This window comes from Streptomyces smyrnaeus (assembly GCF_017676345.1).
GTDB lineage: Bacteria > Actinomycetota > Actinomycetes > Streptomycetales > Streptomycetaceae > Streptomyces > Streptomyces smyrnaeus.
Genome location: NZ_JAFFZM010000016.1, coordinates 96,248 through 120,802, shown reverse-complemented (window position 1 = coordinate 120,802; position 24,555 = coordinate 96,248). Strand labels below are relative to the sequence as shown.

At 71.0% G+C, this 24,555-nt stretch carries 23 protein-coding genes and 3 tRNA genes; 18 read left to right on the top strand and 8 right to left on the bottom strand.

All coding sequences use genetic code 11. The features are described from left to right. Positions 1–44 precede the first annotated feature (44 nt). Both JW613_RS24890 and JW613_RS24885 read left to right on the top strand, forming a co-directional pair. On the top strand, positions 45–1,007 hold the full coding sequence (locus JW613_RS24890; RefSeq protein WP_209213149.1) for an ABC transporter ATP-binding protein: 963 nt from the start codon (positions 45–47) through the stop codon (positions 1,005–1,007). Next, positions 994–1,944 (top strand): ABC transporter permease, encoded by a 951-nt coding sequence (locus JW613_RS24885; RefSeq protein WP_209213148.1) that lies wholly within the window; start codon positions 994–996, stop codon positions 1,942–1,944. Before JW613_RS24890 ends, JW613_RS24885 begins: the two co-directional genes overlap by 14 nt. A gap of 23 nt (positions 1,945–1,967) precedes the next feature. Here JW613_RS24885 and rarD read toward each other — a convergent pair whose 3' ends face one another. From rarD to JW613_RS24860, 5 genes are all read right to left on the bottom strand, one after another. Next, positions 1,968–2,975 carry an EamA family transporter RarD gene (rarD, locus tag JW613_RS24880; RefSeq protein WP_209213147.1) on the bottom strand — a complete coding sequence of 336 codons (1,008 nt, stop codon included), beginning with the start codon at positions 2,973–2,975 and terminating at the stop codon, positions 1,968–1,970. Between the two features lie 250 nt (positions 2,976–3,225). Continuing rightward, positions 3,226–4,242: a 2-oxoacid:ferredoxin oxidoreductase subunit beta gene (locus JW613_RS24875; protein ID WP_245226260.1), complete on the bottom strand. Its 1,017-nt coding sequence runs from the start codon at positions 4,240–4,242 to the stop codon at positions 3,226–3,228. Between the two features lie 112 nt (positions 4,243–4,354). Then, positions 4,355–6,280: a 2-oxoacid:acceptor oxidoreductase subunit alpha gene (locus JW613_RS24870; RefSeq protein ID WP_209213146.1), complete on the bottom strand. Its 1,926-nt coding sequence runs from the start codon at positions 6,278–6,280 to the stop codon at positions 4,355–4,357. A 200-nt stretch (positions 6,281–6,480) separates the two neighbouring features. Then, entirely contained in the window at positions 6,481–7,140 is a 660-nt protein-coding gene (locus tag JW613_RS24865; protein ID WP_209213220.1) for a response regulator transcription factor, read from the bottom strand. Between the two features lie 149 nt (positions 7,141–7,289). Continuing rightward, positions 7,290–8,591, bottom strand: a complete 1,302-nt coding sequence (locus JW613_RS24860) for a sensor histidine kinase (protein WP_245226235.1) — start codon at positions 8,589–8,591, stop codon at positions 7,290–7,292. Between the two features lie 412 nt (positions 8,592–9,003). On the opposite strand from JW613_RS24860, the gene JW613_RS24855 reads away from it, so the two are divergent. The 12 genes from JW613_RS24855 (at position 9,004) to JW613_RS24800 (ending at position 20,568) form a co-directional block, all read left to right on the top strand. Continuing rightward, positions 9,004–9,375: an NADH-quinone oxidoreductase subunit A gene (locus JW613_RS24855; protein ID WP_099883431.1), complete on the top strand. Its 372-nt coding sequence runs from the start codon at positions 9,004–9,006 to the stop codon at positions 9,373–9,375. Continuing rightward, a complete protein-coding gene (locus tag JW613_RS24850) occupies positions 9,366–10,055 on the top strand; it encodes an NADH-quinone oxidoreductase subunit B (RefSeq protein WP_209213144.1) in 690 nt (229 codons plus the stop codon). Before JW613_RS24855 ends, JW613_RS24850 begins: the two co-directional genes overlap by 10 nt. Then, entirely contained in the window at positions 10,052–11,200 is a 1,149-nt protein-coding gene (locus JW613_RS24845) for an NADH-quinone oxidoreductase subunit C (protein WP_209213143.1), read from the top strand. Before JW613_RS24850 ends, JW613_RS24845 begins: the two co-directional genes overlap by 4 nt. After that, positions 11,200–12,156, top strand: a complete 957-nt coding sequence (locus JW613_RS24840; protein WP_372447997.1) for a complex I subunit 1/NuoH family protein — start codon at positions 11,200–11,202, stop codon at positions 12,154–12,156. The genes JW613_RS24845 and JW613_RS24840 overlap by 1 nt, the downstream gene beginning before the upstream one ends. A gap of 107 nt (positions 12,157–12,263) precedes the next feature. Continuing rightward, a complete protein-coding gene (locus JW613_RS24835; RefSeq protein WP_209213218.1) occupies positions 12,264–12,794 on the top strand; it encodes a 4Fe-4S binding protein in 531 nt (176 codons plus the stop codon). Continuing rightward, a complete protein-coding gene (locus JW613_RS24830) occupies positions 12,791–13,474 on the top strand; it encodes an NADH-quinone oxidoreductase subunit J family protein (protein WP_372447996.1) in 684 nt (227 codons plus the stop codon). Before JW613_RS24835 ends, JW613_RS24830 begins: the two co-directional genes overlap by 4 nt. After that, the gene (gene nuoK, locus JW613_RS24825) at positions 13,474–13,914 is read left to right on the top strand and encodes an NADH-quinone oxidoreductase subunit NuoK (protein WP_209213142.1); all 441 of its coding nucleotides are present in this window, start codon (positions 13,474–13,476) and stop codon (positions 13,912–13,914) included. The genes JW613_RS24830 and nuoK overlap by 1 nt, the downstream gene beginning before the upstream one ends. Continuing rightward, positions 13,911–16,007 carry an NADH-quinone oxidoreductase subunit 5 family protein gene (locus JW613_RS24820; RefSeq protein ID WP_209213141.1) on the top strand — a complete coding sequence of 699 codons (2,097 nt, stop codon included), beginning with the start codon at positions 13,911–13,913 and terminating at the stop codon, positions 16,005–16,007. The genes nuoK and JW613_RS24820 overlap by 4 nt, the downstream gene beginning before the upstream one ends. A 1-nt stretch (position 16,008) precedes the next feature. Continuing rightward, positions 16,009–17,595: a complex I subunit 4 family protein gene (locus tag JW613_RS24815; RefSeq protein WP_209213140.1), complete on the top strand. Its 1,587-nt coding sequence runs from the start codon at positions 16,009–16,011 to the stop codon at positions 17,593–17,595. After that, on the top strand, positions 17,592–19,148 hold the full coding sequence (locus tag JW613_RS24810; RefSeq protein WP_209213139.1) for an NADH-quinone oxidoreductase subunit N: 1,557 nt from the start codon (positions 17,592–17,594) through the stop codon (positions 19,146–19,148). The genes JW613_RS24815 and JW613_RS24810 overlap by 4 nt, the downstream gene beginning before the upstream one ends. A 152-nt stretch (positions 19,149–19,300) precedes the next feature. Further along, on the top strand, positions 19,301–20,167 hold the full coding sequence (gene htpX / locus JW613_RS24805; protein ID WP_209213138.1) for a zinc metalloprotease HtpX: 867 nt from the start codon (positions 19,301–19,303) through the stop codon (positions 20,165–20,167). Beyond that, positions 20,164–20,568, top strand: a complete 405-nt coding sequence (locus JW613_RS24800; RefSeq protein WP_099883440.1) for a YccF domain-containing protein — start codon at positions 20,164–20,166, stop codon at positions 20,566–20,568. Before htpX ends, JW613_RS24800 begins: the two co-directional genes overlap by 4 nt. 140 nt (positions 20,569–20,708) lie before the next feature. On the opposite strand, the gene JW613_RS24795 is transcribed toward JW613_RS24800, so the two are convergent. Continuing rightward, entirely contained in the window at positions 20,709–21,197 is a 489-nt protein-coding gene (locus tag JW613_RS24795) for a YajQ family cyclic di-GMP-binding protein (protein WP_099883441.1), read from the bottom strand. A gap of 261 nt (positions 21,198–21,458) precedes the next feature. On the opposite strand from JW613_RS24795, the gene JW613_RS24790 reads away from it, so the two are divergent. Continuing rightward, positions 21,459–21,540, top strand: a tRNA-Tyr gene (locus tag JW613_RS24790). Between the two features lie 56 nt (positions 21,541–21,596). Here the strand turns inward: JW613_RS24790 and JW613_RS24785 are convergent. Then, positions 21,597–22,277 carry an SDR family oxidoreductase gene (locus tag JW613_RS24785; protein ID WP_209213137.1) on the bottom strand — a complete coding sequence of 227 codons (681 nt, stop codon included), beginning with the start codon at positions 22,275–22,277 and terminating at the stop codon, positions 21,597–21,599. 242 nt (positions 22,278–22,519) lie between these two features. Beyond that, on the bottom strand, positions 22,520–23,839 hold the full coding sequence (locus JW613_RS24780; protein ID WP_209213136.1) for an amidohydrolase family protein: 1,320 nt from the start codon (positions 23,837–23,839) through the stop codon (positions 22,520–22,522). Between the two features lie 227 nt (positions 23,840–24,066). Here JW613_RS24780 and JW613_RS24775 point away from each other — a divergent pair. The 3 genes from JW613_RS24775 to rpmG all read left to right on the top strand — a co-directional run bounded on the left by JW613_RS24775 (position 24,067) and on the right by rpmG (position 24,507). Beyond that, positions 24,067–24,139, top strand: a tRNA-Thr gene (locus JW613_RS24775). A gap of 40 nt (positions 24,140–24,179) precedes the next feature. After that, positions 24,180–24,252, top strand: a tRNA-Met gene (locus tag JW613_RS24770). A 90-nt stretch (positions 24,253–24,342) separates the two neighbouring features. After that, positions 24,343–24,507, top strand: coding sequence for a 50S ribosomal protein L33 (gene rpmG / locus JW613_RS24765; protein WP_019354206.1), 165 nt, complete (start codon positions 24,343–24,345; stop codon positions 24,505–24,507). Positions 24,508–24,555: the final 48 nt, after the last annotated feature.

The window sequence follows — 24,555 nt, the reverse complement described above, 5'->3', positions numbered from 1 at the left end:
CCGCACCCGGCAGGGCAGTACGGAAAGGACGGCGAAGGGGGCATATGACCGAGCAGACCGCCGTGGCGGAGGACGACAGCGCGGTGATCTCGACCCACGGGCTCACCAAGCGCTACCGCGGCGGTCAGCTCGCCGTCGACGCTCTCGATCTGTCCGTCCCACGGGGCAGTGTCTTCGGCTTCCTGGGGCCCAACGGCTCGGGGAAGACCACCACCATCCGGATGTTGCTCGGCCTCATCGAGCCCACCGGCGGCACCGCCCAGCTGCTGGGCGAGCCGATGCCCGGCTCGGTGCGGCGGGTGCTGCCCAGAGTGGGCGCGCTCATCGAGGGGCCCGCGCTCTACGGCTTCCTCTCCGGTCGGGAGAACCTGCTGCGCTACGACGCGGCCGACCCCACAGCCGACCCGCGCACCCGTGCGGCCCGGGTGGACCGGGCGCTGGAACGCGTGGGGCTCTCGGCGGCCGGGGGCAAGAAGGCGCGGGCCTACTCGCTGGGTATGAAGCAGCGCCTGGGGCTGGCCGCCGCGCTGCTCCAGCCGCGCGAGCTGCTCGTCCTGGACGAGCCGACCAACGGACTCGACCCCCAGGGCATGCGGGAGATCCGCTCACTGGTGCGGGAGTTGGCCGGTGGCGGCATCACCGTGTTCCTCTCCTCCCACCTGCTGGACGAGATCGAACAGGTGTGCACCCATACGGCCGTCATGCACCAAGGCCGACTCGTCACCCAGGGAACCGTCGCCGAGATGTCGGCGGGCGCCCGGGGCAGGCTGGCCGTCACCACCCCCGACCCGGGCGAGGCCGCCCGGGTGTTGAAGGAGAACGGCGTGGCCGACCTGATCACCGACAGGGAGGAGCTGAGCGGCGATCCGCCACCCGGCGACCTCGCCGAGCTCAACGCCGCCCTCGTCCGGGCCGGAGTCCGGGTCCGCTCCTTCGGTGTGCGGCGCGCTTCGCTGGAGGACGTGTTCGTCTCACTCACCGGGGAGGGCTTCGATGTCGCGGGCTGACTCACCGGCTGAGCCGCAGACGGAATCGCGGGCTGACCCACCGGTCGGGCCGCAGACGGAATCGCGGGCTGAATCGCCGGGCGGGCCGCGTACCGCGGGACCGTTGTGGACGCTGGGGCTGTTCCGCAGCGAACTGGTCGTCACCTTCCGGCGCTGGCGCACGCTGGCGCTGCTCGCCGTGCTGGCCGCCGTCCCGATCGTGGTGGGCATCGCGGTGCGGGTCGAGACCAGCGACGGCGGGTCGATCGGCGACGGTGGGGGAGAGGGCCCGGCCTTCATCTCCCAGGTCACCAACAACGGTCTGTTCCTGGTCTTCACCTCACTGGCCGCCACCCTCCCGTTCTTCCTGCCGATGGCGATCGGTGTGGTGGCGGGGGACGCGGTGGCCGGAGAGGCCGCCGCGGGCACCCTGCGCTATCTGCTGGTCGCCCCGGCCGGCCGTACCCGGCTGCTGCTGGCGAAGCTCACCACGGTGCTGGCCTTCTGTCTGGCGGCGACCATGACGGTGGCCGTCTCGGCGCTGGTGACCGGAGCACTGCTCTTCCCCACCGGCGAGGTCACGCTGCTGTCCGGCACCACGGTCTCCTTCGGCCACGGACTGCTGCGGGCTGTGGCCATCGCCGCGGTCGTCGCCCTCAGCCTGCTCGGCCTGGCGGCGCTGGGCCTGTTCGTGTCGACCCTCACCAACAGCGGTATCGCCGCCATGGCCGCCACGGTGGGGCTGCTGATCACGGTGCAGATCCTCAACGCCATTCCGCAGCTGGACGCGTTCCACCCCTTCCTGTTCCCCAACTACTGGCTGAGCTTCGCCGATCTGCTGCGGGACCCCGTCTACTGGGACGACATCCTGAAGAACCTCGGCCTGCAGGCCCTCTACGCGGGTGTCTTCGGCTCAGCGGCCTGGGCCCGCTTCACCAACCGGGACGTGACGGCGTAGGGGCCGCTGGGGCGCGGGATGCCTCAGCGGTCGGTCGCCCCTGCCACGGGTGAGTCGGTGGCCCCTGCGGGTGGCTGGGCGACCGCGGCGGCGGCACTGGCGGTCTCCTCGCGGGCCCGCCGCGCCGCAGCCCGCAACTCCGCGCGGCCCCGGCGGGCGGTGCGAAGCGCGTCCCAGGTCAGAATCGTGAGCGCCACCCACACCAGCGCGAACCCGGCCCACCGCTCGGGCGGCATCTCCTCGTGGAAGACGGTCAGGCCGAGGACGAACATGAAGGCCGGGGCCAGATACTGCAGCAACCCGATGGTGGAGAGCGGCAGCCGTACCGCGGCGCTGCCGAAGAAGATCAGCGGCAACGCGGTCGCCACCCCGGCGCAGGCCAGAAGCAGCGCGTTGCCGAGGCCGTCGGAGGTGAAGGAGGAGTCGCCCCGCGAGCCGAGGTAGATCAGGAAGCCGAGCGCGGGCAGGAACTGCACCGCGGTCTCCGCGCTGAAGCCTTCCACGCCGTCCAGCTTGATGTGCTTCTTGATCAGCCCGTACGTCGCGAAGCTGAACGCCAGGCAGAGGGAGAGCCAGGGCAGCTTGCCGTAGGCGACGGTCATCACCACGACGGCGGTGGCACCGATGGCGACGGCGGTCCACTGGGCGATGCGCAGCCGCTCACGCAGCAGCAGGACGCCGAAGGCTATGGAGACCAGCGGGTTGATGAAGTAGCCGAGGGAGGATTCGAGCACCCGGTCGGCGCTGACGGCCCAGATGAACAGGCCCCAGTTGAGGGAGATCACCGCCGAGGCCAGCACCACCAGGCCCAGCTTCTTCGGCTCGCGCACCAGCGCGGTCACCCAGGACCAGCGGCGCATCAGCACCACGATCAGCAGCGCTGTCGGCAGCGACCAGATCATGCGGTGGGCGAGCACCTCTCCGGCGCCGATGTCGGCGAGGGCGTGCCAGTACAGGGGCAGCAGCCCCCACATCCCGTACGCCGCGAAGCCGAACAGCAGCCCCGTGCGCTGTGAACTCGGTGTCTGCATGACCCTCCCTGCCTTCTGTCCCGGATCCGTGTGCCGGCCCCTTGAAGGTAACGGGACGCGTCCCCTGTTGTCATTCCCGTTCCGAGTTATGGTCCTGTCGCCGGTCGAGCGGTGTCACGGCCTCACGCCACGCAAAGGCCCGGCACCCAGAGGGTGCCGGGCCTTGACCTCACGGCAGCGGGCCGCCGCAGGGCATCGGGCGTCCGCAGAGGCCACATCGTCGGAGGTCGGGCGTCCGCGGGGAGCGCCGTCAGCCGACGACCGTCCAGGTGTCGTTGCCGTGCAGCAGCGCGGACAGGTCGCCCTTGCCGTTCTGCTCGACCGCGCGTTCGAGCTGATCGGCCATCTCCGTGTCGTAGACCGGACGCCGAACATCGCGCAGCACACCGATGGGGGTGTGGTGCAGGGTGTCCGGGTCGGCGAGCCGGGAGAGGGCGAACGCGGTGGTCGGCGAGGCGGCATGGGCGTCGTGCACCAGAACCTCGGCCGTCCCCTCCTCGCGGACGTCCACGATGCGCAGATCGCCGGTCGCGCGGTCACGGACGACGCCCTGGGAGCCGAGACCGTCCTCGGCGGGAGCACCGAAGCGGATCGGCTCACCGTGCTCCAGCCGGATGACGGCCTCCTGCGCCTGCTCCTTGTCCTTGAGGACCTCGAAGGCGCCGTCGTTGAAGATGTTGCAGTTCTGGTAGATCTCCACCAGCGCCGAGCCCGGGTGGTCGGAGGCGGCGCGCAGCACGCTGGTGAGGTGCTTGCGGTCCGAGTCGACCGTACGGGCGACGAACGACGCCTCGGCACCCAGCGCCAGCGACACCGGGTTGAACGGCGTGTCCAACGACCCCATGGGTGTGGACTTGGTGATCTTCCCGGCCTCCGAGGTGGGGCTGTACTGGCCCTTGGTCAGCCCGTAGATCCGGTTGTTGAACAGCAGGATCTTGAGGTTCACATTGCGCCGCAGCGCATGGATCAGATGGTTGCCGCCGATGGAGAGCGCGTCCCCGTCACCGGTCACCACCCACACGCTCAGATCGCGCCGCGAGGCTGCCAGACCGGTGGCGATGGCCGGGGCGCGCCCATGGATGGAGTGCATCCCGTAGGTGTTCATGTAGTACGGGAATCGGGAGGAGCAGCCGATGCCGGAGACGAAGACGATGTTCTCCTTCGCCACCCCCAGCTCCGGCATGAAGCCCTGGACGGCCGCGAGCACGGCGTAGTCACCGCAGCCGGGGCACCAGCGCACCTCCTGGTCGGACTTGAAGTCCTTCATCGTCTGCTTGGCCACCGCCTTGGGCACCAGGGACAGTGCCTCGGACGTGGGAGCTGCGGGGGAGCCGTTGTGCTGGGCCCGGGCGGTCTCCGGAGCGAGACCGTGGGACGTCTCAGCCATGTGCGATGGCCTCCTTGAGTGCGGTCGCGAGCTGCTCGGCCTTGAAAGGCAGGCCGCGGACCTGCGTATACGACTGTGCGTCGACCAGGTATCGGGCGCGGATCAGGGTCGCGAGCTGGCCGAGGTTCATCTCGGGAATGACGACCTTGTCGTAACGCCGCAGGACCTCACCGAGATTCCGCGGGAACGGGTTGAGGTGTCGCAGATGCGCCTGTGCGATCTCGCCCCCGGCGTTGCGGATACGGCGCACGGCGGCCGTGATGGGTCCGTACGTCGATCCCCAGCCCAGTACCAGCAGCTCGGCGTTTCCGCCGGGATCGCTGACCTCCACGTCCGGCACCTCGACGCCGTCCACCTTCGCCTGGCGGGTGCGGACCATGAAGTCGTGGTTGGCCGGATCGTAGGAGATGTTGCCGGTGCCGTCCTGCTTCTCGATGCCGCCCACGCGGTGTTCGAGCCCCGGGGTGCCCGGCACCGCCCAGGGGCGGGCCAGGGTGTGCGGGTCGCGCTTGTACGGCCAGAAGACCTCGGTGCCGTCGTCCAGCTCGTGGTTGGGCCCCGAAGCGAACTGTGTCCGCAGATCGGGCAGCTCGTCCACCTCAGGGATCCGCCACGGCTCGGAGCCGTTGGCCAGATAACCGTCCGACAAGAGGAACACCGGCGTCCGGTACGTGAGAGCGATACGTGCCGCGTCCAGCGCCGCCGTGAAGCAGTCCGCCGGGGTGGCCGGCGCCACGATCGGCACCGGCGCCTCACCGTTGCGCCCGTACATCGCCTGCAGCAGATCGGCCTGCTCGGTCTTGGTCGGCAGACCGGTGGAGGGACCGCCCCGCTGGATGTCGATGATCAGCAGCGGCAGCTCCAGGGAGACGGCCAGGCCGATGGTCTCCGACTTGAGCGCCACACCGGGCCCCGAGGTCGTGGTGACCGCCAGCGAGCCGCCGAAGGCCGCGCCGAGCGCCGCACCGATACCCGCGATCTCGTCCTCCGCCTGGAAGGAGCGCACCCCGAAGTTCTTGTGCTTGCTCAGTTCGTGCAGCACATCGGAGGCCGGGGTGATCGGGTAGGAGCCGAGGAACAGCGGCAGATCCGCCTGCTGAGACGCGGCGACCAGTCCGTAGGACAGCGCGAGGTTGCCGGAGATGTTCCGGTAGGTCCCCGGCGGAAAGGCGCTGGAGGCCGGCGCGACCTCGTAGGAGACCGCGAAGTCCTCCGTCGTCTCGCCGAAGTTCCACCCGGCGCGGAACGCCGCGATGTTCGCCTCGGCCACCGTCGGCTTCTTCGCGAACTTGGACCGCAGGAACGCCTCGGTCTGCTCGGTCGGCCTGTTGTACATCCACGACAGCAGGCCCAGCGCGAACATGTTCTTCGACCGACCGGCCTCCTTGCGGCCCAGGTCGTAGTCCTTGAGCGCCTCGACCGTCAAGGTGGTCAGCGGCACGGGATGCACGCTGTAGCCGTCCAGCGAGCCGTCCTCCAGCGGGCTGGCGTCGTAGCCCACCTTCGCCATCGCCCGCTTGTTGAACTCGTCCGTGTTCACGATGATCTCGGCGCCGCGCGGCACGTCCGCGATGTTCGCCTTCAGAGCCGCCGGATTCATCGCGACCAGTACGTTGGGCGCGTCACCCGGGGTGAGGATGTCGTGATCGGCGAAGTGCAGCTGGAAGCTGGAGACGCCCGGCAGGGTGCCGGCGGGGGCACGGATCTCCGCCGGGAAGTTCGGCAGCGTCGACAGATCGTTGCCGAACGAAGCCGTCTCGGATGTGAAGCGGTCTCCGGTGAGCTGCATACCGTCGCCGGAGTCTCCCGCGAACCGGATGATGACCCGGTCCAGGCGCCGGACCTCCTTGTCCCGTCCGCTGTCCTGGCCCCCTCCGGGGCCGGACTGCCCGGCTGGGCTACTGACCTGACTGGTCACGGTGGATCGGACCTCCCTCAAGGCGGCGGCTCGCTTGCCATCGTACGTTGCTAAGGGTTGCCTTCCCCTGGCTGTTCCCATCGTGGACAGATTTCTGAGACAACTGTGCCCGCTGCCCTCGCCACGGTGCACACCGTGTCTTCCACGTTCCGCCCCTGTGCTGGAGGGCTCCTCGAAGGAGCTCGGGCCCTCGGGCCTGCTCAGGAGTCCAGATATCTGAGCACCGCGAGCACCCTGCGGTGATCCGCGTCACTCTGGGACAGTCCCAGCTTCACGAAGATGCTGCTGACGTGCTTCTCCACCGCACCGGGACTGATCATCAGCCGGCCGGCGATCGCGGAGTTCGTCCGTCCCTCCGCCATCAGTGCCAGCACCTCCCGCTCCCGCGGGGTGAGCCCGGCCAGCACATCCTGCTTCCGGCTGCGCCCCAGCAGCTGGGCCACCACCTCCGGGTCCAGCGCCGTACCGCCCGCCGCCACCCGGGCCACCGCCTCCACGAACTCCCGCACATCGGCCACCCGGTCCTTGAGCAGATACCCCACCCCTCGGCTCGACCCGGCCAGCAGCTCCGTGGCGTACTGCTCCTCCACGTACTGCGACAGCACCAGCACCCCCACCGCCGGGTGCTCCGCCCGCAGCCGTACCGCGGCCCGTACCCCCTCGTCGGTGTGCGTCGGCGGCATCCGCACATCAGCCACCACCACATCCGGGGCCTCGCCCCGGGCGACCAGCTCGCCCACCGCCTTCACCAGCGCCTCGCCGTCCCCGACCCCGGCGGCCACCTCGTACCCCCGGTCCGTCAGCAGCCGGGTCAGCCCCTCGCGCAGTAGAACGGAGTCCTCCGCGATCACCACCCGCACCCCGGCCCCCGCCGACGCCCCACGTCCGCCCTGCGGCCCGCGTGCCTCACCCGCCTCGGAACCCCCGTGTGCCCCGTCTGTCACATGCTCTCCCACGTGTTCCCCCACCTGCGCCGCCCTTGGTCCGGGCCGTCAGCATCCCAGAACGGTCACCGCCAGGGCAGCTCCGCCGTCACCGTCGTCGGCCCACCCACCGGGGAGCGAAGGGCCAGCAGCCCGTCCACTGCCTGCAGTCGGTCTGCGAGTCCGGCGAGACCGGAGCCGTCCTCGACCCGGGCACCCCCCTTGCCGTCGTCCGTCACCTGAATGAGCAGCCGCTGCTCACTGCGCCATATCTCGACCGACCCACACCGCGCCCCGCTGTGCTTGCTGATGTTCTGCAGCAGCTCGGAGACGGTGAAGTAGGCGATCCCCTCGATCGCGGCGACCGGACGCTGCTCCAGCTCCACCGTGACCGAGACCGGCAACGTGCAGCGGGCGGCCAGCGCGGAGAGCGCCGGACCCAGGCCCCGGTCCGTCAGTATCGCCGGGTGGATGCCCCGGGCCAGGTCCCGCAGCTCCTGAAGGACGAGCTTCACCTCGCCGTGCGCCCCGTCGATCACCGCAGCGACGGCCTGGGGGTCCGGTTCCGGATCGTCCAGCAGCTTCTCCTTCGCCAACCCCAGCTCCATGGCCAGCGAGACCAGGCGCGCCTGTGCACCGTCGTGCAGGTTGCGCTCGATGCGGCGCAGATCGGCTGCCGCCGTGTCCACGACCACCCCGCGGTCCGTCTCCAGCTGTGACACCCGAACCGCCAGCCGGGACGGCCCCAGCAACCCACTGACCAGCAGCTTGTCCACCTGTACCAACCCTCGTATCAGCCATGGGGTCAGCAGAATGGTCACCAGGCCGAGCGCCGAGACGAGCGTCAGGGTGAACCCCGGCTCCAGCACCACGCCGTCCTGCGAGGCGGAGACGGAGGTCAGCCCGTTGCTGCCGGCCTGCAGCGGGGGGAGGTGCACATACTCGCCGGGGGACATCCACTCCCACACGGGGAGCGTGAACATCAGCCAGCCGGCACACCAGGTCGCCACCCCTATGCCGCCGCCGAAGACCGCCCACGGCAGAAACAGCAGCGCATAGAGCAGATGCCGCCAGGAGACCCCACTGCGCAGCAGTGCCCCCATCCACGACATCAGACTGTCCGAGCGCCGCTGCGTCCGCACCGGCTCCGGCTCTCCCACCCGCAGACCCAGCAGCACCCGCGCCCTGCCCCGCTCCAGGTGCCCCAGCACTCGGCACCCGGCCAGCCCGGCTGCCAGTATCGGAAGCCCCAGCGAGGTGATCAGCAGCGCCGTGCCGAACATCAGCGCCCCGAACGCGTAACAGAAGGCGGCGGCTGCCAGCGGCAGCCCCGTGACGACGTACGCCAGCTCGTACATCGACTGCCGGGCCAGTGGAGCCCGCAGCATCACGAGCCACCACGGCCGCCGCGCAGCGGGAACCGGAGGGGCAGCAGGAGCAAGGGAAGACGCTTCGCCTGTCATGGATCCAGCATCGCCCGCGGAGGCGCCGTCGGTAATCGCGCCAGCTGGAGTCTTGATACGGGGGTTGTCCCTACCCCTGCGGCTCCCAAGATCTGCTGGCCGGGGCCCGAGGCCCACGAGGCGGCCGTGCGGAAGCCATGAGGCCGACCGTGCGGAAGTCACGGGCCCGGCCCTGTAGAAGTCACGGGCCCGGCCCTGTAGAAGTCACGAGGCTTCCGCCGCCGCGCGCTCGCGGAGCCCGCGAGTGTGACGCGGCTGTCCTCAGCGAGTCCCCCAGGGCCTACACTCCGTGCGTACAGATCGTCGAACGTACACACCGACACAGGACGGGGCAGGCGTGCCGGACTACTTCCACGGCTATGCAGTCGTCGGGCTGGTAGCCGTCGTCGGTGTGCTCTTCGTCTGCGTGGCCTTCGCCGCCGGCCGTCTGCTGCGGCCGGTGGTCCCCACCCCCGAGAAGATGCTGACGTACGAGTGCGGGGTCGACCCGGTCGGCGAGGGCTGGGCTCACACGCAGATCCGCTACTACGTCTACGCGTTCCTGTACGTCATCTTCGCCGTCGACGCGGTCTTCCTCTTCCCCTGGGCGACGGTCTTCGCCGCACCCGGCTACGGCGGGACCACGCTCGCGGAGATGTTCGTCTTCCTCGGCTTCCTGGCCGTCGGCCTGCTGTACGCGTACAAGAAGGGCGTCCTGGAATGGACGTAACGAACACCCCGACTCCCGCAGCAGCAGCGCGAGCCGAGGGACGCCCCCAGCTCGGCCTGCTCTCCCGGCTGGCGCCCGAACCGATGAAGGTGGTCCTCAACTGGGGCCGCCGCTACAGCCTCTGGGTCTTCAACTTCGGCCTGGCCTGCTGCGCCATCGAGTTCATCGCCGCCTCCATGGCACGGCACGACTTCATCCGGCTCGGCGTCATCCCCTTCGCGCCCGGCCCGAGGCAGGCCGATCTGATGGTGGTCTCCGGCACGGTCACCGACAAGATGGCCCCCGCCGTCAAACGCCTGTACGAGCAGATGCCGGAGCCCAAGTACGTCATCTCCTTCGGCGCCTGCTCCAACTGCGGCGGCCCCTACTGGGACTCGTACGCGGTCACCAAGGGCGTCGACCAGATCATTCCCGTCGACGTCTATGTGCCCGGCTGCCCGCCTCGCCCCGAGGCGCTGCTCCAGGGCGTGCTGAAGCTCCAGGAGAAGATCGCCGCCGAGTCCACCGCGGACCGCTACGCGCGAAGCGGTGCCAACGGCGCCCCCTCGGCCGCGGCCCTCACCAGCGGTCTGGTCGGCCCGCCGGAGGCCCAGCAGTCCCCGCCGCCCTCCCCCGCGCCGACGACACCGCCGGCGACGGACAAGGGCCCGGACGGTGACACCGAGGAGGACGGACGGTGACCGAGCCGCCCCAGCACCCGGGCTGGCTGCCCCGCCCGGTCGACGAACTGTTCGGTGAGGGCGCGACAGCCGAGGACGCCTTCGGGCTGCTCACTGTCGATGTGGCCGCCGACTCCTGGACCCCCGCGCTGACCGCGGCCCGCGACGAGCTGGGTTGCACCTACTTCGACTGGCTCAGTGCCGTCGACGAGCCGGGCACCGGCATCCGGATCTGCGCACATCTGGTGGCGCTGCCCGGCGCGGACACCGGAGTGCGCCGCCTGGTGCTGCGTACGACCGTCCCGCACGAGGCTCCCGCCCTGCCCACCGCCACCGGCGTCTACGCGGGCGCGGCCTGGCACGAGCGGGAGACGCACGAGATGTTCGGCGTCGACTTCCCGGGCCATCCGCACCTGCTCCCGCTGCTGCTACCCGACAGCTTCGAGGGGCATCCGCTGCGCAAGGACTTCGTGCTCGCGGCCCGCGTGGCCAAGGCGTGGCCCGGCGCGAAGGAGCCCGGCGAATCCGGGCACGGCGGCCCCAAGCGCCGCCAGATGCTCCCGCCGGGCGTCCCCGACCCCAACGAATGGGGACCCCTCAAGGGTCAGCTGCCCCCCGCGCCCACCCGTGAACGCTCCCGCCGCGCCTCCGGTGACACCCCGCGCCGCACGCGCAGCGCCAGTGCCGGCTCCGCCTCCCAGCAGGAGACGGAGGCGGCCGAGCCCACCCCGCGCAGGCCCCGCCGCGCCCGCAGCGCCAGTGCCGGGTCGGCCTCCCAGCGCGCTGCGGCGGAGCAGCCCACCCCGCAGGAGCAGCCCCCCGAGCAGGAGCCGACCGAGCCGCCGCAGCAGCCCACCCCGGAGGAGCCGGCCGCACCGCCGAAGGAAACCCCGGCCGACGAGAAGCGCGCCGCTTCGGGCGAGCGCCCGGGGAGGGAAGCTCCGAGGACGCCGCGTTCCACCGACGCTCCCTGGCACCACGCCCCTCCCGCCGACGAAGGCGCGGACGGCTCCGGTGACCGGCCGGCCGCCGACGCCCCCGACGACGGCCCGAGCGCCGCTGACGGGAGCGACCGCCCGAGCAAGGAATCGAGCGAGGAACCGAGCGAGGAATCGAGCGGCGGCCCGGGGGAGAACCGGCACGGTGAACAGGGGGACGGAGCCTGATGGACGCCCTCGATGTCACCGTCCGGATCCTCGCCGTACTGCTCGCCTTCCTCCTGCTGCCCTTGCTGGTCGGGCAGACCGAGCACAAGGTCATGGCCCATATGCAAGGGCGCGTCGGCCCGATGTACGCGGGCGGCTTCCACGGCTGGGCCCAGCTGGTTGCCGACGGAGTGAAGTTCGCGCAGAAGGAGGACGTCGTCCCCGACGGCGCCGACCGGCGCGTCTTCCAGCTCGCGCCCGCACTCGCGCTGATCCCGTATCTGCTCGTCCTGGTGGCGATCCCCGTCGCACCGGGCGGCGGTGTCGCGCAGGCGCTGGACGCCGGGATCTTCTTCGTACTGGCCGTGATGGGCGTCGGCATCCTCGGCTCGCTGATGGGCGGCTGGGCCTCGGCCAACAAGTTCTCCCTCCTCGGCGGACTGCGCACGGCGGCCCAGCTGCTGGCGTACGAGCTGCCGATGCTGCTGGCCGCCGCCTCCGTCGCCATGGCCGCCGGCACCCTCTCCCTCCCCGGCATCCTCGGGGTGTGGGAGTGGTGGTGGCTGCCGTGGCAGCTGGTGGGGGCGGTCGTCTTCTTCGTCGCCGGCCTCGCCGAGCTGCAGCGGCCCCCCTTCGACGCGCCGATTGCGGACTCGGAGATCATCTTCGGCGCCTACACCGAGTACACCGGGTTGCGCTTCGCACTGTTCCTGCTCGCCGAGTACGCGGGCATCGTCGTGCTCTCCGCGCTCACCGCCGTGCTCTTCCTCGGCGGCTGGCACGGTCCCTTCGCCGAGGGTCTGGGATGGCTGTGGATGCTGCTCAAGACCGGTGTCCTCGCCTTCGGTGTGATCTGGCTGCGGGTCAGTTATCCCCGGCTGCGCGAGGACCAGATCCAGCGGCTGGCCTGGACGGCGCTCGTCCCGCTCGCCCTCTTCCAGATCGCCCTCACCGGCGTCGTCAAGGTGGTGATGTAGCCGTGTCCCACGCCCACTTCGAGGGCACGCCCGCCGAGCGGTCCGGCGCCAGGCGCGGAGTGTTCGGCTCCGGCCTGGCCAAGGGTCTGGCCGTCACCCTCCGCACGATGACCCGGCGGTCGGTCACCGAGCACTACCCGGACGCGCAGCCCGAACTGCCGCCCCGCAGCCGGGGGGTCATCGGCCTGTTCGAGGAGAACTGCACCGTCTGCATGCTGTGCGCCCGTGAGTGCCCGGACTGGTGCATCTACATCGACTCCCACAAGGAGACGGTGCCTCCGGCCGCGCCGGGCGGACGGGAGCGCAGCCGCAACGTCCTCGACCGGTTCGCCATCGACTTCGCCCTGTGCATGTACTGCGGTATCTGCATCGAGGTGTGTCCTTTCGACGCGCTCTTCTGGTCGCCGGAGTTCGAGTACGCGGAAACCGATATCCATGAGCTGACCCACGAGCGGGACAAGCTCCGCGAGTGGATGTGGACCGTGCCCGAACCGCCGCCGCTGGACGACGCCGCCGAGGAGGCCAAGGAACTGGCCGCCGCCCGCAAGAGCGCCGACAAGGCCGCTCAGACCGCCGAGGAGCCGGGCGGGAAGCCGACGCGAGGCTCCGGCCAGGACGCACAAGGCGGTGCCGAGTGAGCGCCCTCCTCGTCCAGCCGCTCGTCGGCGGCCACACCGGGGCGGCCCCGGCCCACACCGGCCTCGCCGCCGGTCACCCCGGCTTCCTCTCACCCTCCGGGGTCGAGATCGTCTTCGTCCTCGTCGGGCTCGTCACCCTCGGAGCCGCACTGGTCACCGTGACCACCAGACAGCTCGTGCACGCCGCACTGTGGCTGGTGGTCGCGCTCGGCGGGATCGCCGTCGAGTACCTGCTGCTGACCGCCGAGTTCATCGCCTGGGTACAGGTGCTGATCTACGTCGGCTCCGTCGTCGTCCTCATCCTCTTCGGTCTCATGCTCACCAGGGCCCCCATCGGGCGCTCGCCGGACGCCGACTCCGGCAACCGCTGGATCGCGCTCGTCGTCTCCCTCGCGGCGGCGGCCACCCTCGTCACCGTCGTCGTCGACGCCTTCCGCGCCACCTGGATCGACCTGGAGGAGCGCACCGGTCCGGGCCAGGGCTCCTCCGAGGTGACCGGCACAGCACTCTTCCGGCACTGGGTGCTGCCCTTCGAGGCGCTGTCCGTCCTCCTCCTCGCCGCACTCGTCGGTGCGATCGTCCTCTCCAAGCGGAACAGCGACGCCGGCTCCGGTTCCGGCTCCCGGCCCGGCAGCACCGATTCCGTCCCCGCCAGGCGGAACAAGGCCGGTGAGAGCTGATGCACCTCGCCTATCCCGCCGTGCTCGCCGTCCTCCTCTTCTGCGTCGGCCTCTACGGCGTCCTCGCGCGCAGGAACGCCATCCTCGTCCTGATGGCCGTCGAGCTGATGCTCAACGCCGTCAACCTCAACCTCGTCGCCTTCGACGTCTGGCTCCGCGACACCCTGCACGCGGGCCAGGCGCTCACCCTCTTCACCATCGCGATCGCCGCGGCCGAGATCGGCATCGGTCTGGCGATCGTCCTGCTCGTCTACCGCAACCGCGGCAGCTCCGACATCGACAGACTCAGGGACCTCCGCGAGAGCGACGGCCCTCCAGGGGGCGACTCCAGCGGCGGTTCACGCGATGAGAAGAGTGTGGCACCCGCCACTGACAACGACGCCGGGAGCGGCTCTGACCAGCGGGTCCAGGGTCCGGCCGCAGGGAGGCGGCACGCGTGAGCACCACGACCCTCGCAGCGCTCGTCCCCGTACTCCCGGCGCTGGGCGCCCTCGCCGGGCTTCTCCTCGGCCGCCGCGCCCCGGGCTTCGTACGGCCGCTCGCGGTCCTGCCCACCCTCGCCGCCGCGGCGCTCGCCGTCACCGTCGCGGTCCGCCAGGGCGGCGGCGCCCCGGTGCGCGCGGCCACGGAGCTGGCTCCGACGGGCAACGACGCGCTGCCGATCCAACTGGCGCTCAACCTCGACGGCTTCGCCGTGCTCGTCGCCGTGCTCGTCGGCCTCGTCGCCACCTGTGTGCAGCTCTACTCCACCGGCTATCTGCGCGACGACCCGCGCTACGCCTCGTACGCCGCGCTGGTCTCGCTGTTCACCGCCGCGATGTTCCTCGTGGTCTACAGCGACGATCTGATCGTGCTGCTCGTCGGCTGGGAAGTCATGGGCATCTGCTCGTACTTCCTGGTCGGGCACTACTGGGAGACCCCGGCCGCGCGCGCCGCCTCCCTCAAGGCGTTCCTCGTCACCAAGCTGGGGGACGTGCCGTTCCTCATCGGCATCCTGGCGCTGGCGTCCGAGACGGGCAGCTTCCGCATCAGCACCGTCGTCACCCGCCTCACCTCCAGCCTCTCCGGCTTCGAACTGACACATCCCACGCTGGTCGCGCTGCTGCTGCTCGCCGGGGTCGCGGGCAAGTCGGCGCAGCTGCCGCTGCACTCCTGGCTGCCGGACGCGATGGCGGGCCCGACGCCGGTCTCCGCGCTGATCCACGCCGCCACGATGGTCGCGGCGGGCATCTACTTCGTCGCCCGGCTGCTGCCCGTCTTCACGGCCTCCACCGCGGCGCTGGTCGTCCTCGCGGTGCTGGCCGCGCTCACCATGACCGGCTCGGCGCTCGCCGCGCTCGCCCAGGACGACATCAAGCGTGTACTCGCCTACTCGACCATCAGCCAGCTCGCCTACATGGCCGCCGCACTCGCCGTCGCCGACCGCGGCGCCGCCGTCTTCCACCTGCTCACCCATGGGGCGTTCAAGGCGCTGCTCTTCCTGGCGGCCGGAGTCGTCATCCACGCCGCCGGCACCAACTCCCTGACCCTGATGGCCCGCACCGGCGGTATCGCCAAGCGGGCGCCCGACGCCTACTGGACGATGACGATCGCGCTGCTGGCGCTGGCCGCCGTGCCGCCGTTCTCCGGGTTCTTCTCCAAGGAAGCCGTGCTGGCCGCGGCCGAACACGCCGCCTTCGGTGACGCCCACGCCCCGTTCCAGGGAGCGCACGCGGCGCCCGCGGGCGCGGGCTGGATCGTCCTCGTCGCAGGCCTGGTCACCGCGCTGCTGACCGCCGCCTACGCGGCCCGGCTGTGGCTGCTGGCCTTCCGGGGAGCGCCCGCCGTGGCCCCGCTCGCGGTCAAGGGCGAGAAGGCCGCCGAACACGTACCCGAACAGGTGGCGCAGCAGGCACCCGAAACGGACCTCGCCACCCCCGGCCCCGCACACGCCCCCGACGAGCGCGATACGCACGCCCATCGGCCCGGACACGGCCATCAGCCCGGACACGCCCACCAGCCCGCGCCCGTCGTGATGACCGCCGTCCTGTGGGTGCTGGCGCTGCCGTCCCTCGTCCTGGGGCTCGCTTTTCTCGTACTGCCCGACTGGTTCGACGACGCTTCCCTCAGCCCCACCCTGACGACCTCCGTGCTCGCCACCGGTGTGGCACTGGTGGGCGGCCTCCTCACCTACGCGACCTGGCGGCACAGCAGCGCCCTCGCCGCGCTCCACCCCGAACACGACGCCGACCCGGGAGTGCTGCTGCTCGGACCGCTGCACCGGCACGCGGCAGCCGGCTTCCACCTGGACGCCCTCTACAGCACCGCTGTCGTACGCCCCGTCCAGGGCGCCGCCAGGCTGGTGCGCTTCTTGGACCGGGAGGTCGTCGACGCCTACGTGGCGGGTGCCGGGCGCGGTTCGCGGCTGCTCGGCGCGGCTGTCCGGCGCGCCCAGACGGGCAACGTGCAGACCTACCTCGGCGCCCTGCTGACGGGCTCCTTGGTGCTCGCCGTCATCGCCGTCGTGGCCGTGACCGGAAACGGAGGGGCGTGACGTGATCCCGCTCGACGAGACCGTCCTGCAGGCGCTCCTGCTCGCCGTCGTCGCCCTACCGCTGCTCGGCGCGGTCGCCGCACTGCTGCCCGCACCGCCCGGACTGCGCGGTCGCGGCCCCGACCAGGCGGTACTGCGGCACGGGGTGACGGTCACCGGCGCCGTGCTCGCCCTCACCGTCGTGCTGACGCTCGGCTTCGACCACGACCGCCCGGGCAGCATGCAGGCCGAGACGAACGTCGCCTGGATCCCCGCGCTGGGCGTACGGCTGCACTTCGGCACCGACGGCATCTCCTTGCCGCTGCTGGTCCTCACCGCACTGCTGACGTTCCTGTGCGCGCTCTACAGCTACGTCAGAATGCCGCAAGGGCCGAGCCCCAAGGCGTTCGTGGCACTGCTGCTCCTGCTGGAGTGCGGCACCCTCGCCACGTTCGCGGTGCTCGATCTGATGCTGTTCTTCCTGGCGTTCGAGATGGTGCTCATCCCGATGTACTTCCTCATCGCCCGGTGGGGCGGCGAGGGCAGGGGCCCGGCGGCCTGGAAGTTCGTCCTGTACACACTGCTCGGCTCCGTCGTGATGCTGCTCGGACTGCTGGTGCTCGGGCTGAACGCCGGCACGTTCGACATGGTGCGGCTCGCCGACGCACACGGCTCGGGTCTCGGTCACACCACCCAGCTGATCGCCGCCCTGGCCATCGGCATCGGGCTGGCCGTCAAGGCGCCCATGTGGCCGCTGCACAGCTGGCTTCCGGACGCGCACACGGCAGCACCCACCGTGGGCTCCGTCCTGCTGGCCGGCGTGCTGCTGAAAATGGGCACCTATGGCTTCGTCCGGATCCTGCTGCCCGGCGTTCCCGAGGGGGCGCACACCTTCGCGCCGTACCTGGCGGCCTTCGCCGTCGCGGGCATCATCTATGGATCGCTCGCCTGTCTCGCTCTCGCGCGCAAGGGCGCCAAGGGCGACCTCAAACGGCTGATCGCCTACTCCTCGGTCGGGCACATGGGCTTCGTGCTGCTGGGCATCGCCACGCTCACCCACACGGGTGTCAACGGTGCCCTCTATGCGAACCTCGCGCACGGCCTGATCACCGGCCTGCTGTTCTTCCTCGTCGGCGCCCTGAAGGACCGGACGGGCACCAGCGACCTGGACACGCTGGCCGGTGCCACCGGAGGCGCGCTCTACGGCAGGGCACCACGGCTGGGCGGCCTGCTCGCCTTCGGCGCAGTGGCCTCCTTGGGGCTGCCGGGACTGGCCGGGTTCTGGGGCGAGTTGCTGGCGCTGCTGGGCGCCTACCACCCGGCAGCAGGGCTCAGCAGGCCCGCCTTCATGGTGTTCCTGGTGTTCGGCGCCCTGGGCACCCTGCTGACCGCCGCCTATCTGCTCGTCGTCGTACGCCGTGTCTGCATGGGCGACCCGGCGGAGACCCGCCCGGAACGCCTCGCGACGGTCACGGACGTGCGCGGTTTCGAGTTCGCCGCCTGGACGCCCCTGGTCGTCCTCACCGTCGTCGCCGGACTGTGGCCCGGGGCCCTCCTCGGGCTCATGGACCCGGCCGTGCAGAGCCTCCTGCCAGGAGTGACCCGATGACAGCGCTCACCGCCCCACAGGGCGCGCACAGCCTCGTCCAGAGCATCGACTGGGCCGCCGTCGCGCCGCCCGCCATCGCCGCTGTCGCCGCGCTGGTCGTCCTGGTGGCCGAGTTGTTCCTGGCCGAGCGCCACAAGGGCCTGCTCGGCTGGCTGTCCGCCGCCGCGCTCGGCCTCGCGGGGCTGGCGCTCGCCCCGCTCGTCGGTGACGACCGCGCCACCTTCTGTCTCACCTCCGGGACGCGCTCCTGCAGCTACGTCGCCGACACCTTCACCCTCACCGTGCAGCTGCTCGTCCTGGGCGGTGCCTTCGTGACAGCGCTGCTGTCGATGACCGCCGTACGCCGGGAACGGCTGCCGGCGGGGGAGTTCTGGTTCCTGCTGCTCTCCTCGGCGTCCGGGGCGGCCCTGCTGCCCGCCGCACGTGACCTGGCGACACTTGTCGTGGCCCTGGAGGTCGCCTCCCTCCCGGCGTTCGCACTGGTAGGACTGCGGCGCGGCGAGCGGCTCTCGTCCGAGGCGGCGCTGAAGTTCTTCCTGTCGTCCGTCGCCGCCACAGCCGTGATGCTGCTGGGCGTCAGCTTCGTCTATGCCGCCACCGGCAGCATGCACCTGAGCACCGTCGCCGAGGCCCTGCCCGGTGTCGACAGCCGGCTGAGCACCCTCGCCGCCACAGGCGTGGCGCTCACCCTGGTCGGCTTCGCCTTCAAGACCGCTGCCGCACCGTTCCACTTCTGGGTGCCGGACACCTATGTGGGCGCACCGGTGCCGGTCGCCGCCTATCTGTCCGTCATCGGCAAGGCGGCGGGCTTCTCGGGACTGATCCTGGTCACCGTGCGGGCCTTCCCCGCGTACGCGCACGCGTGGGGCCCGGCGCTCGCGGTGCTCGCCGCACTGACCATGAGCGTCGGCAACCTGGGCGCGCTGCGCCAGCGGACCGACCGCGCACACGGGGCGGTACGCCTGCTCGCCTGGTCGTCGGTCGGACAGGCGGGCTATCTGCTCGTCCCGATCGCCGCCGCCGGCTACGCGGACGAGCCGGACCACGCGGTCGGTGCGACGCTCGCCTACGCGCTGATGTACGCCGTTGTGAACCTGGGGGCCTTCGCTGTCGTAGCCGCCCTCCAGCCGCACGGATCGGACGGCCGGCTGGACGACTACCGGGGGCTTGTCCGTACGCATCCCCTGGCCGCTGCCGCGCTGGCGTTCTTCCTGCTGTGCCTGGCCGGGCTGCCCCCGGGCATCATCGGCCTGTTCGCCAAGGTCACCGTCTTCCAGGCGGCCGTGGACGCCGGGCTCGGCTGGCTCGCCGTCGTGATGGCGTTCAACGTCGTGATCGCGCTCGTGTACTACCTCACATGGACGGCGCTGCTCTTCCGCCCCGCCGCACCGCAGCAGGCCGCCGCCGCGAGCGAGCAGCAGACCGCCGCCCCCGCCCTTCCGCGGCTCTCCGCGCCGCTGACCGCGACCGTCGCACTGACCGGGGCACTCGCCCTGGCTGCCTCCGGAGCGCCGCAGCTCGTGCTGCGGTTCGCCGGTACGGCACTCTTCTGAGCGATTCGCGCCGGGGAACGCCCGGACAACGCCGAGGGAACTGACAACGCCCACTCCCCGTTGACGCTGAGGGAGGGTCCACTGGACGGGGCTGCTGAGGGCGGAAGGTCTGCCCGGCTCAGGGCTCCGCGGCACCATCTGGAGGGCGTACCGTGCACCGCCGGCACAACGGGCTGAGGACAGCTCTGCTCCTGGGAGGGCTGTCCGCCCTCATCCTCGTCATCGGGAGCTTCTTCGGCACCACGGGCCTGGTCGTCGCGCTGCTGATCGCGCTGGGTACCAACGCCTACGCGTACTGGAACAGCGACAAGCTCGCGCTGCGCGCCATGCGTGCCCGCCCGGTCAGCGAGTTCGAGGCCCCGCAGTTGTACCGCATGGTCCGCGAGCTGTCCACGGCCGCCCGGCAGCCCATGCCGCGGCTGTACATCTCGCCCACCCAGGCGCCCAATGCCTTCGCCACCGGCCGCAATCCGCGCAACGCCGCGGTGTGCTGCACGGACGGCATCCTTCGCATACTGAACGAACGTGAGCTGCGCGGTGTCCTGGGCCACGAGCTGAGCCACGTCTACAACCGGGACATCCTCATCTCCTCCATCGCGGGCGCGCTCGCCTCGGTGGTGCTCTTCCTGGTCAACTTCGCCTGGCTGGTCCCCTTCGGGCGTTCCGACGACGACGAGGGGCCGGGCCTGGTCGGCATGTTGCTGATCATGCTGCTGGGCCCGCTCGCCGCCTCCCTCATCCAGCTGGCCGTCTCCCGCTCCCGGGAGTACGAGGCCGACGCCTCCGGCGCACAGCTCACCGGCGACCCGCTGGCGCTCGCCTCCGCCCTGCGGAAACTGGAGGCGGGTACGGCACAACTGCCGCTGCCGCCCGAGCCACGGCTGGAGACGGCGAGCCATATGATGATCGCCAACCCGTTCCGCAGGGGCGAGGGCGGCATGACGAAACTTTTCTCCACCCATCCACCGATGGCTGAGCGTGTCGCCCGGCTGGAGAAGATGGCAGGCTGGCGAGGGTGAAGACCCTCCTCAATCTGCTCTGGCTGATCTTTTCCGGCCTCTGGATGGCACTCGGCTACGTCCTGGCGGGACTCGTCTGCTGTGTGCTCATCATCACGATCCCCTGGGGCCTGGCCTGCTTCCGCATCGCCGCGTACGCCCTGTGGCCGTTCGGCCGGACCGTCGTACAGCGCCCGGACGCGGGCGCCGCGTCCGGCGCCGGGAACATCGTCTGGCTCGTCTTCGCGGGGATCTGGCTCACACTCGGACACCTCACCATGGGTGTGGCGCTCTGCGTGACCCTCATCGGCATCCCCTTCGGGCTGGCCCACTTCAAGATGGTCCCGGTCTCGCTGATGCCGCTCGGCCGCGAGATCGTGACCACCGGCGCGCCCGGGGCCTACCCGGGCTACCGCTGGTGACCACTCACCCGTCCGCACCAGTGAGCCCCACCCGTTTCCAGGGGTGAGGCCCACCCCGCCCGCCCGGCCGCGGCCCGCTCAGAAGTGCGGACCTGACAGGAGGTACGCCTCCACAGGAGTACTCCTCGGCGGGCTCCGGTCTAGCGGAAGTTCACGTACTGCAGGGCGAAGTCGAAGTCCTTGCCCTTCAGCAGGCTGATGACCTCCTGCAGGCTGTCCCGGCTCTTGGAGGTCACCCGCAGTTCGTCGCCCTGCACCTGGGCCTTGACGCCCTTGGGGCCCTCGTCCCGGATGACCTTCGCGACCTTCTTGGCGTTCTCCTGGGAGATGCCCTCCTGGAGCGACGCGGAGATGCGGTACTCCTTGCCGGAGGCCTGCGGCTCCCCGGTGTCCAGCGCCTTCAGCGAGATGCCGCGCTTGATCAGCTTGGACTGGAAGATGTCGAGCACGGCCTTCACCCGCTCCTCCGAGTTCGCCCGCATCTCGATCCGCTCGCCCGACCACGCGATGGAAGCGTCCACACCCTTGAAGTCGTAGCGCTGGGAGATCTCCTTCGCGGCCTGGTTCAGCGCGTTGTCGACCTCCTGCCGCTCGACCTTCGAGACGATGTCGAAACTGGAGTCGGCCATGGTGAGTTGGCTCCTCGTACATAGATCCGGCAGAAAACGGCCCCCGAGGGCCGTGCGCAAAGCCTAGCCACCCGCAACGGCGGTCCGGCCCTGGCCGGCGAGGGCGTCGCGCGGAGTACCTCGGGGGGCCGTGCGATGGATCACTGCGGCGGGTCGGACGCGACTGATCAATCGGGTGGCGAACCACCCCCGGCCATCGGGTATGGTTTACACCGTTGCCACGGCGCACCGCCCCGAGCGGGGTGTCGGGCAGCAATCCCAGGCGGTGTGCCCGAGCGGCCAAAGGGAGCAGACTGTAAATCTGCCGGCTCAGCCTTCCTAGGTTCGAATCCTAGCGCCGCCACAGTCGAAAGCGGCCCCCTCGCTTCAGTGCGAGGGGGCCGCTTCTGGTGTGTGACGTCAGCTGCCTTCGACCCCGGCCACCTCGTCGATCGCTTCGGGGATCGGCATGCTGCCGCCCACCAGTTCCAGGGTCAGTCCGGCGGTGCGAGGCTCGTCGAGCAGTGCCATGAGGACGGCCGCCACGTCGTCCCTGGTCACCTCGGAGCGGCCGGTCTCGGGGGCCAGGTGGACGCGGCCGGTGCCCGGGTCGTCGGTCAGGCGGCCGGGGCGCAGTACGGTCCAGTCGAGGCCGTCGCGGGCCCGCAGGTCGTCGTCGGCGGCGCCCTTGGCTCGCAGATAGTCGGCGAAGACGGGGTCCATGCCCTCGGGTGTTCCTTCGAGGGAGGCGTCGGCGCGCATCGAGGAGACCATCACATAGCGCCGTACGCCCGCCGCCTGTGCGGCGTCCGCGAACAGGACGGCTGCCTGGTGGTCGACCGTCTTCTTGCGGGCGGCGCCGCTGCCCGGTCCGGCACCGGCCGCGAAGACGGCCGCGTCGGCGCCCTCCAGATGCCGTGCGACCTCCTCGACGCTCGCCGTCTCCAGGTCGCACACGACGGGTTCGGCACCCGCCGCCAACAGGTCGCTCGCCTGTTCCGGGCGGCGCACGATGCCCGCCACTCCGTCCCCGCGCCCGGCGAGCAGCCGCTCCAGCCGCAACGCGATCTGACCGTGTCCACCAGCGATAACTGTGCGCATGCCTCGACCGTACGCCCACCGCGACGGCCATCCGCGCACCCGGCCCACGCAGGCCCCGGCCCGCGCACGGCCCGGTCCGTGCCGAGGCGGCCCGCGCAGGCGGCAGCCCTTCGGGCGGGGATCCGCGCAACCCGGCTGGTCGCCCAACCGGTCGCCCCAACCGGTCGCTCCAACGGGTTGCCCGGGCGGATCGCCCCGACCGGTCGCCCCGGCGAGCGGCAGGTGGCCCCGCCACCCGTACGTCAGCCCTGCGATTGGCGGGGCAGCCCCAACTCCCGTGCTCCGACCAGGTCGCAGTACTCCCGTACGGCGCTGGTGCGCGCCACCACGCGCCCCCGGTGGACGACGATCCGGCTGTAGGCGAGCGAGAGCGCACCGGCCAACTCGTTGCCGCGGACCGCGAGCAGTTCGGCGGGGAAGCCGGCCTCGACGCGTACCTCGGGCAGTCCCATCGCGGCGCGCGCTCGGGTGCTGACCGCTTCGTAGGCGCTGTAGGGGCGGGCCTCGCCGTGGGAGGCGAGCAGATAGGCGGCTTCCAGCGGGTCGCCCCGGCCGACCTGGTTGGCGGCGTCCCGCAGGGCTCCGCTGCCGGCGGCGACCCTGACTCCCGCCGCTGCCAGTACTCGAACGGGTGCGGTCCGGGAGGGCGCGGTGGAGGTGGGGCGCTCCAGGACGCCGCAGTTGCCCTGCGGCAGGCACACCACGGTCACCCCGGCGGCGGCCAGTTGGCCCGCGGCGCGCTGGGCGGCCTGGTGCGGCAGTCGGGCCAGGCCGCCGCACGGGCCGATGGTGACGCCGGGCCGCAGCCCGCCCACCGCCGCCGCGAGCCGGGCGAGGCGCGCCGGGTCGCCGGCGTCGGTGTGCAGGTCGACCGGGCAGCCGTGTTCGGCGGCGACCTCCAGTACCGCTTCGACGTAGCCGCCGGGGTCGGGGTCGAGGTCGGGGCAGCCACCGACGGCCGCGGCGCCCATCTTCACGGCGTCCCGCAGTATCGACAGCCCCTCGGCGCCGGCGGCGCCCGTCAGCAGCCGGGGCACGGCGACGGCGCTCAGGTCGACCAGGCCGCGCAGCGACCTGCGGGCCTGCAGCACCGCCCCCAGGGAGCGCAGTCCGGCGACGTCGCCGATGTGCACATGGGTGCGCAGCGCGGTCGCGCCCTGGCTGAGTTGGAGGAGCGCTGCTTCGGTCGTACGCCGCTGGACTTCCACCGCGGCGGGGTCGGCGGGGTCGGTGCCGTCGGTGCGGTGGTCGAGATCGGGTCGGCCGGGCGGCTCGGCTGTCAGCGCGGTGTCGTAGTGCGCATGGGGCTCGGCGGGGGCGGGGAGCAACAGATAGCCGGACAGGTCGATACGGGTGGCGCCGTCCTGTCCGGTTCCGAGGCTGCCGGCGGTGCCGACGGCCTCGATGCGTTCGCCCACCAGCCGTACGTCGACGGTGCGGCCGTCCGCGAGTCGCGCGCCGCACAGTACGAGGGAGCGTGCCGGGCGGGTGGAATGCCGGGCGGCGGCATCGCGGAAATCCCGCCCCGCCTTTCCCGGTTCCTGCGGCTCGCTGTCGGTCATCTGGCTCCCACGTCGCATCCGGGGATGAGCGTATGACGCGCCGTGAGCGGCGGCGGGGAGGAGGCGAATAGTCGTACCGGTGTGGTGCCGGAGCTGGTTGGGACGGCCATTGCGGGGTACGTGTGGAGGTACGTGCGCGGCCCGATCGGGGCGGGATCGGCGACCGGCGGCGGCGCCCAATACCGATTTCACGTTTGGCGGCGGGACGTGTAATGTCTTCATCGCTCGCCCCAATAGCTCAGTCGGCAGAGCGTCTCCATGGTAAGGAGAAGGTCAACGGTTCGATTCCGTTTTGGGGCTCTGATGTGAGAGATCTTCCGTCGGGAGGTCGCCGCATCGTGGCGGTGTAGCTCAGTCGGTAGAGCAAGCGGCTCATAATCGCTGTGTCACCGGTTCAAGTCCGGTCACCGCTACTTCACCGACAGTAGCCGGTTGTGGGGTCGGTCCTCCGATCGGCTACTCTTTCTGCGTTAAAACCCGTCCGTTCGTCAAGGAGCACTCACGTGGCTGCCACAGACGTCCGCCCGAAGATCACGCTGGCCTGCGTGGAGTGCAAGGAGCGGAACTACATTACGAAGAAGAACCGGCGCAACAACCCGGACAGGCTTGAGATGAAGAAGTTCTGCCCGCGCGACAACCGGCACACGGTGCACCGCGAGACGCGCTGATTCCTCTCATGCTCTGAGGCCGTCCCCGCTTGTCGGGGTCGGCCTCGT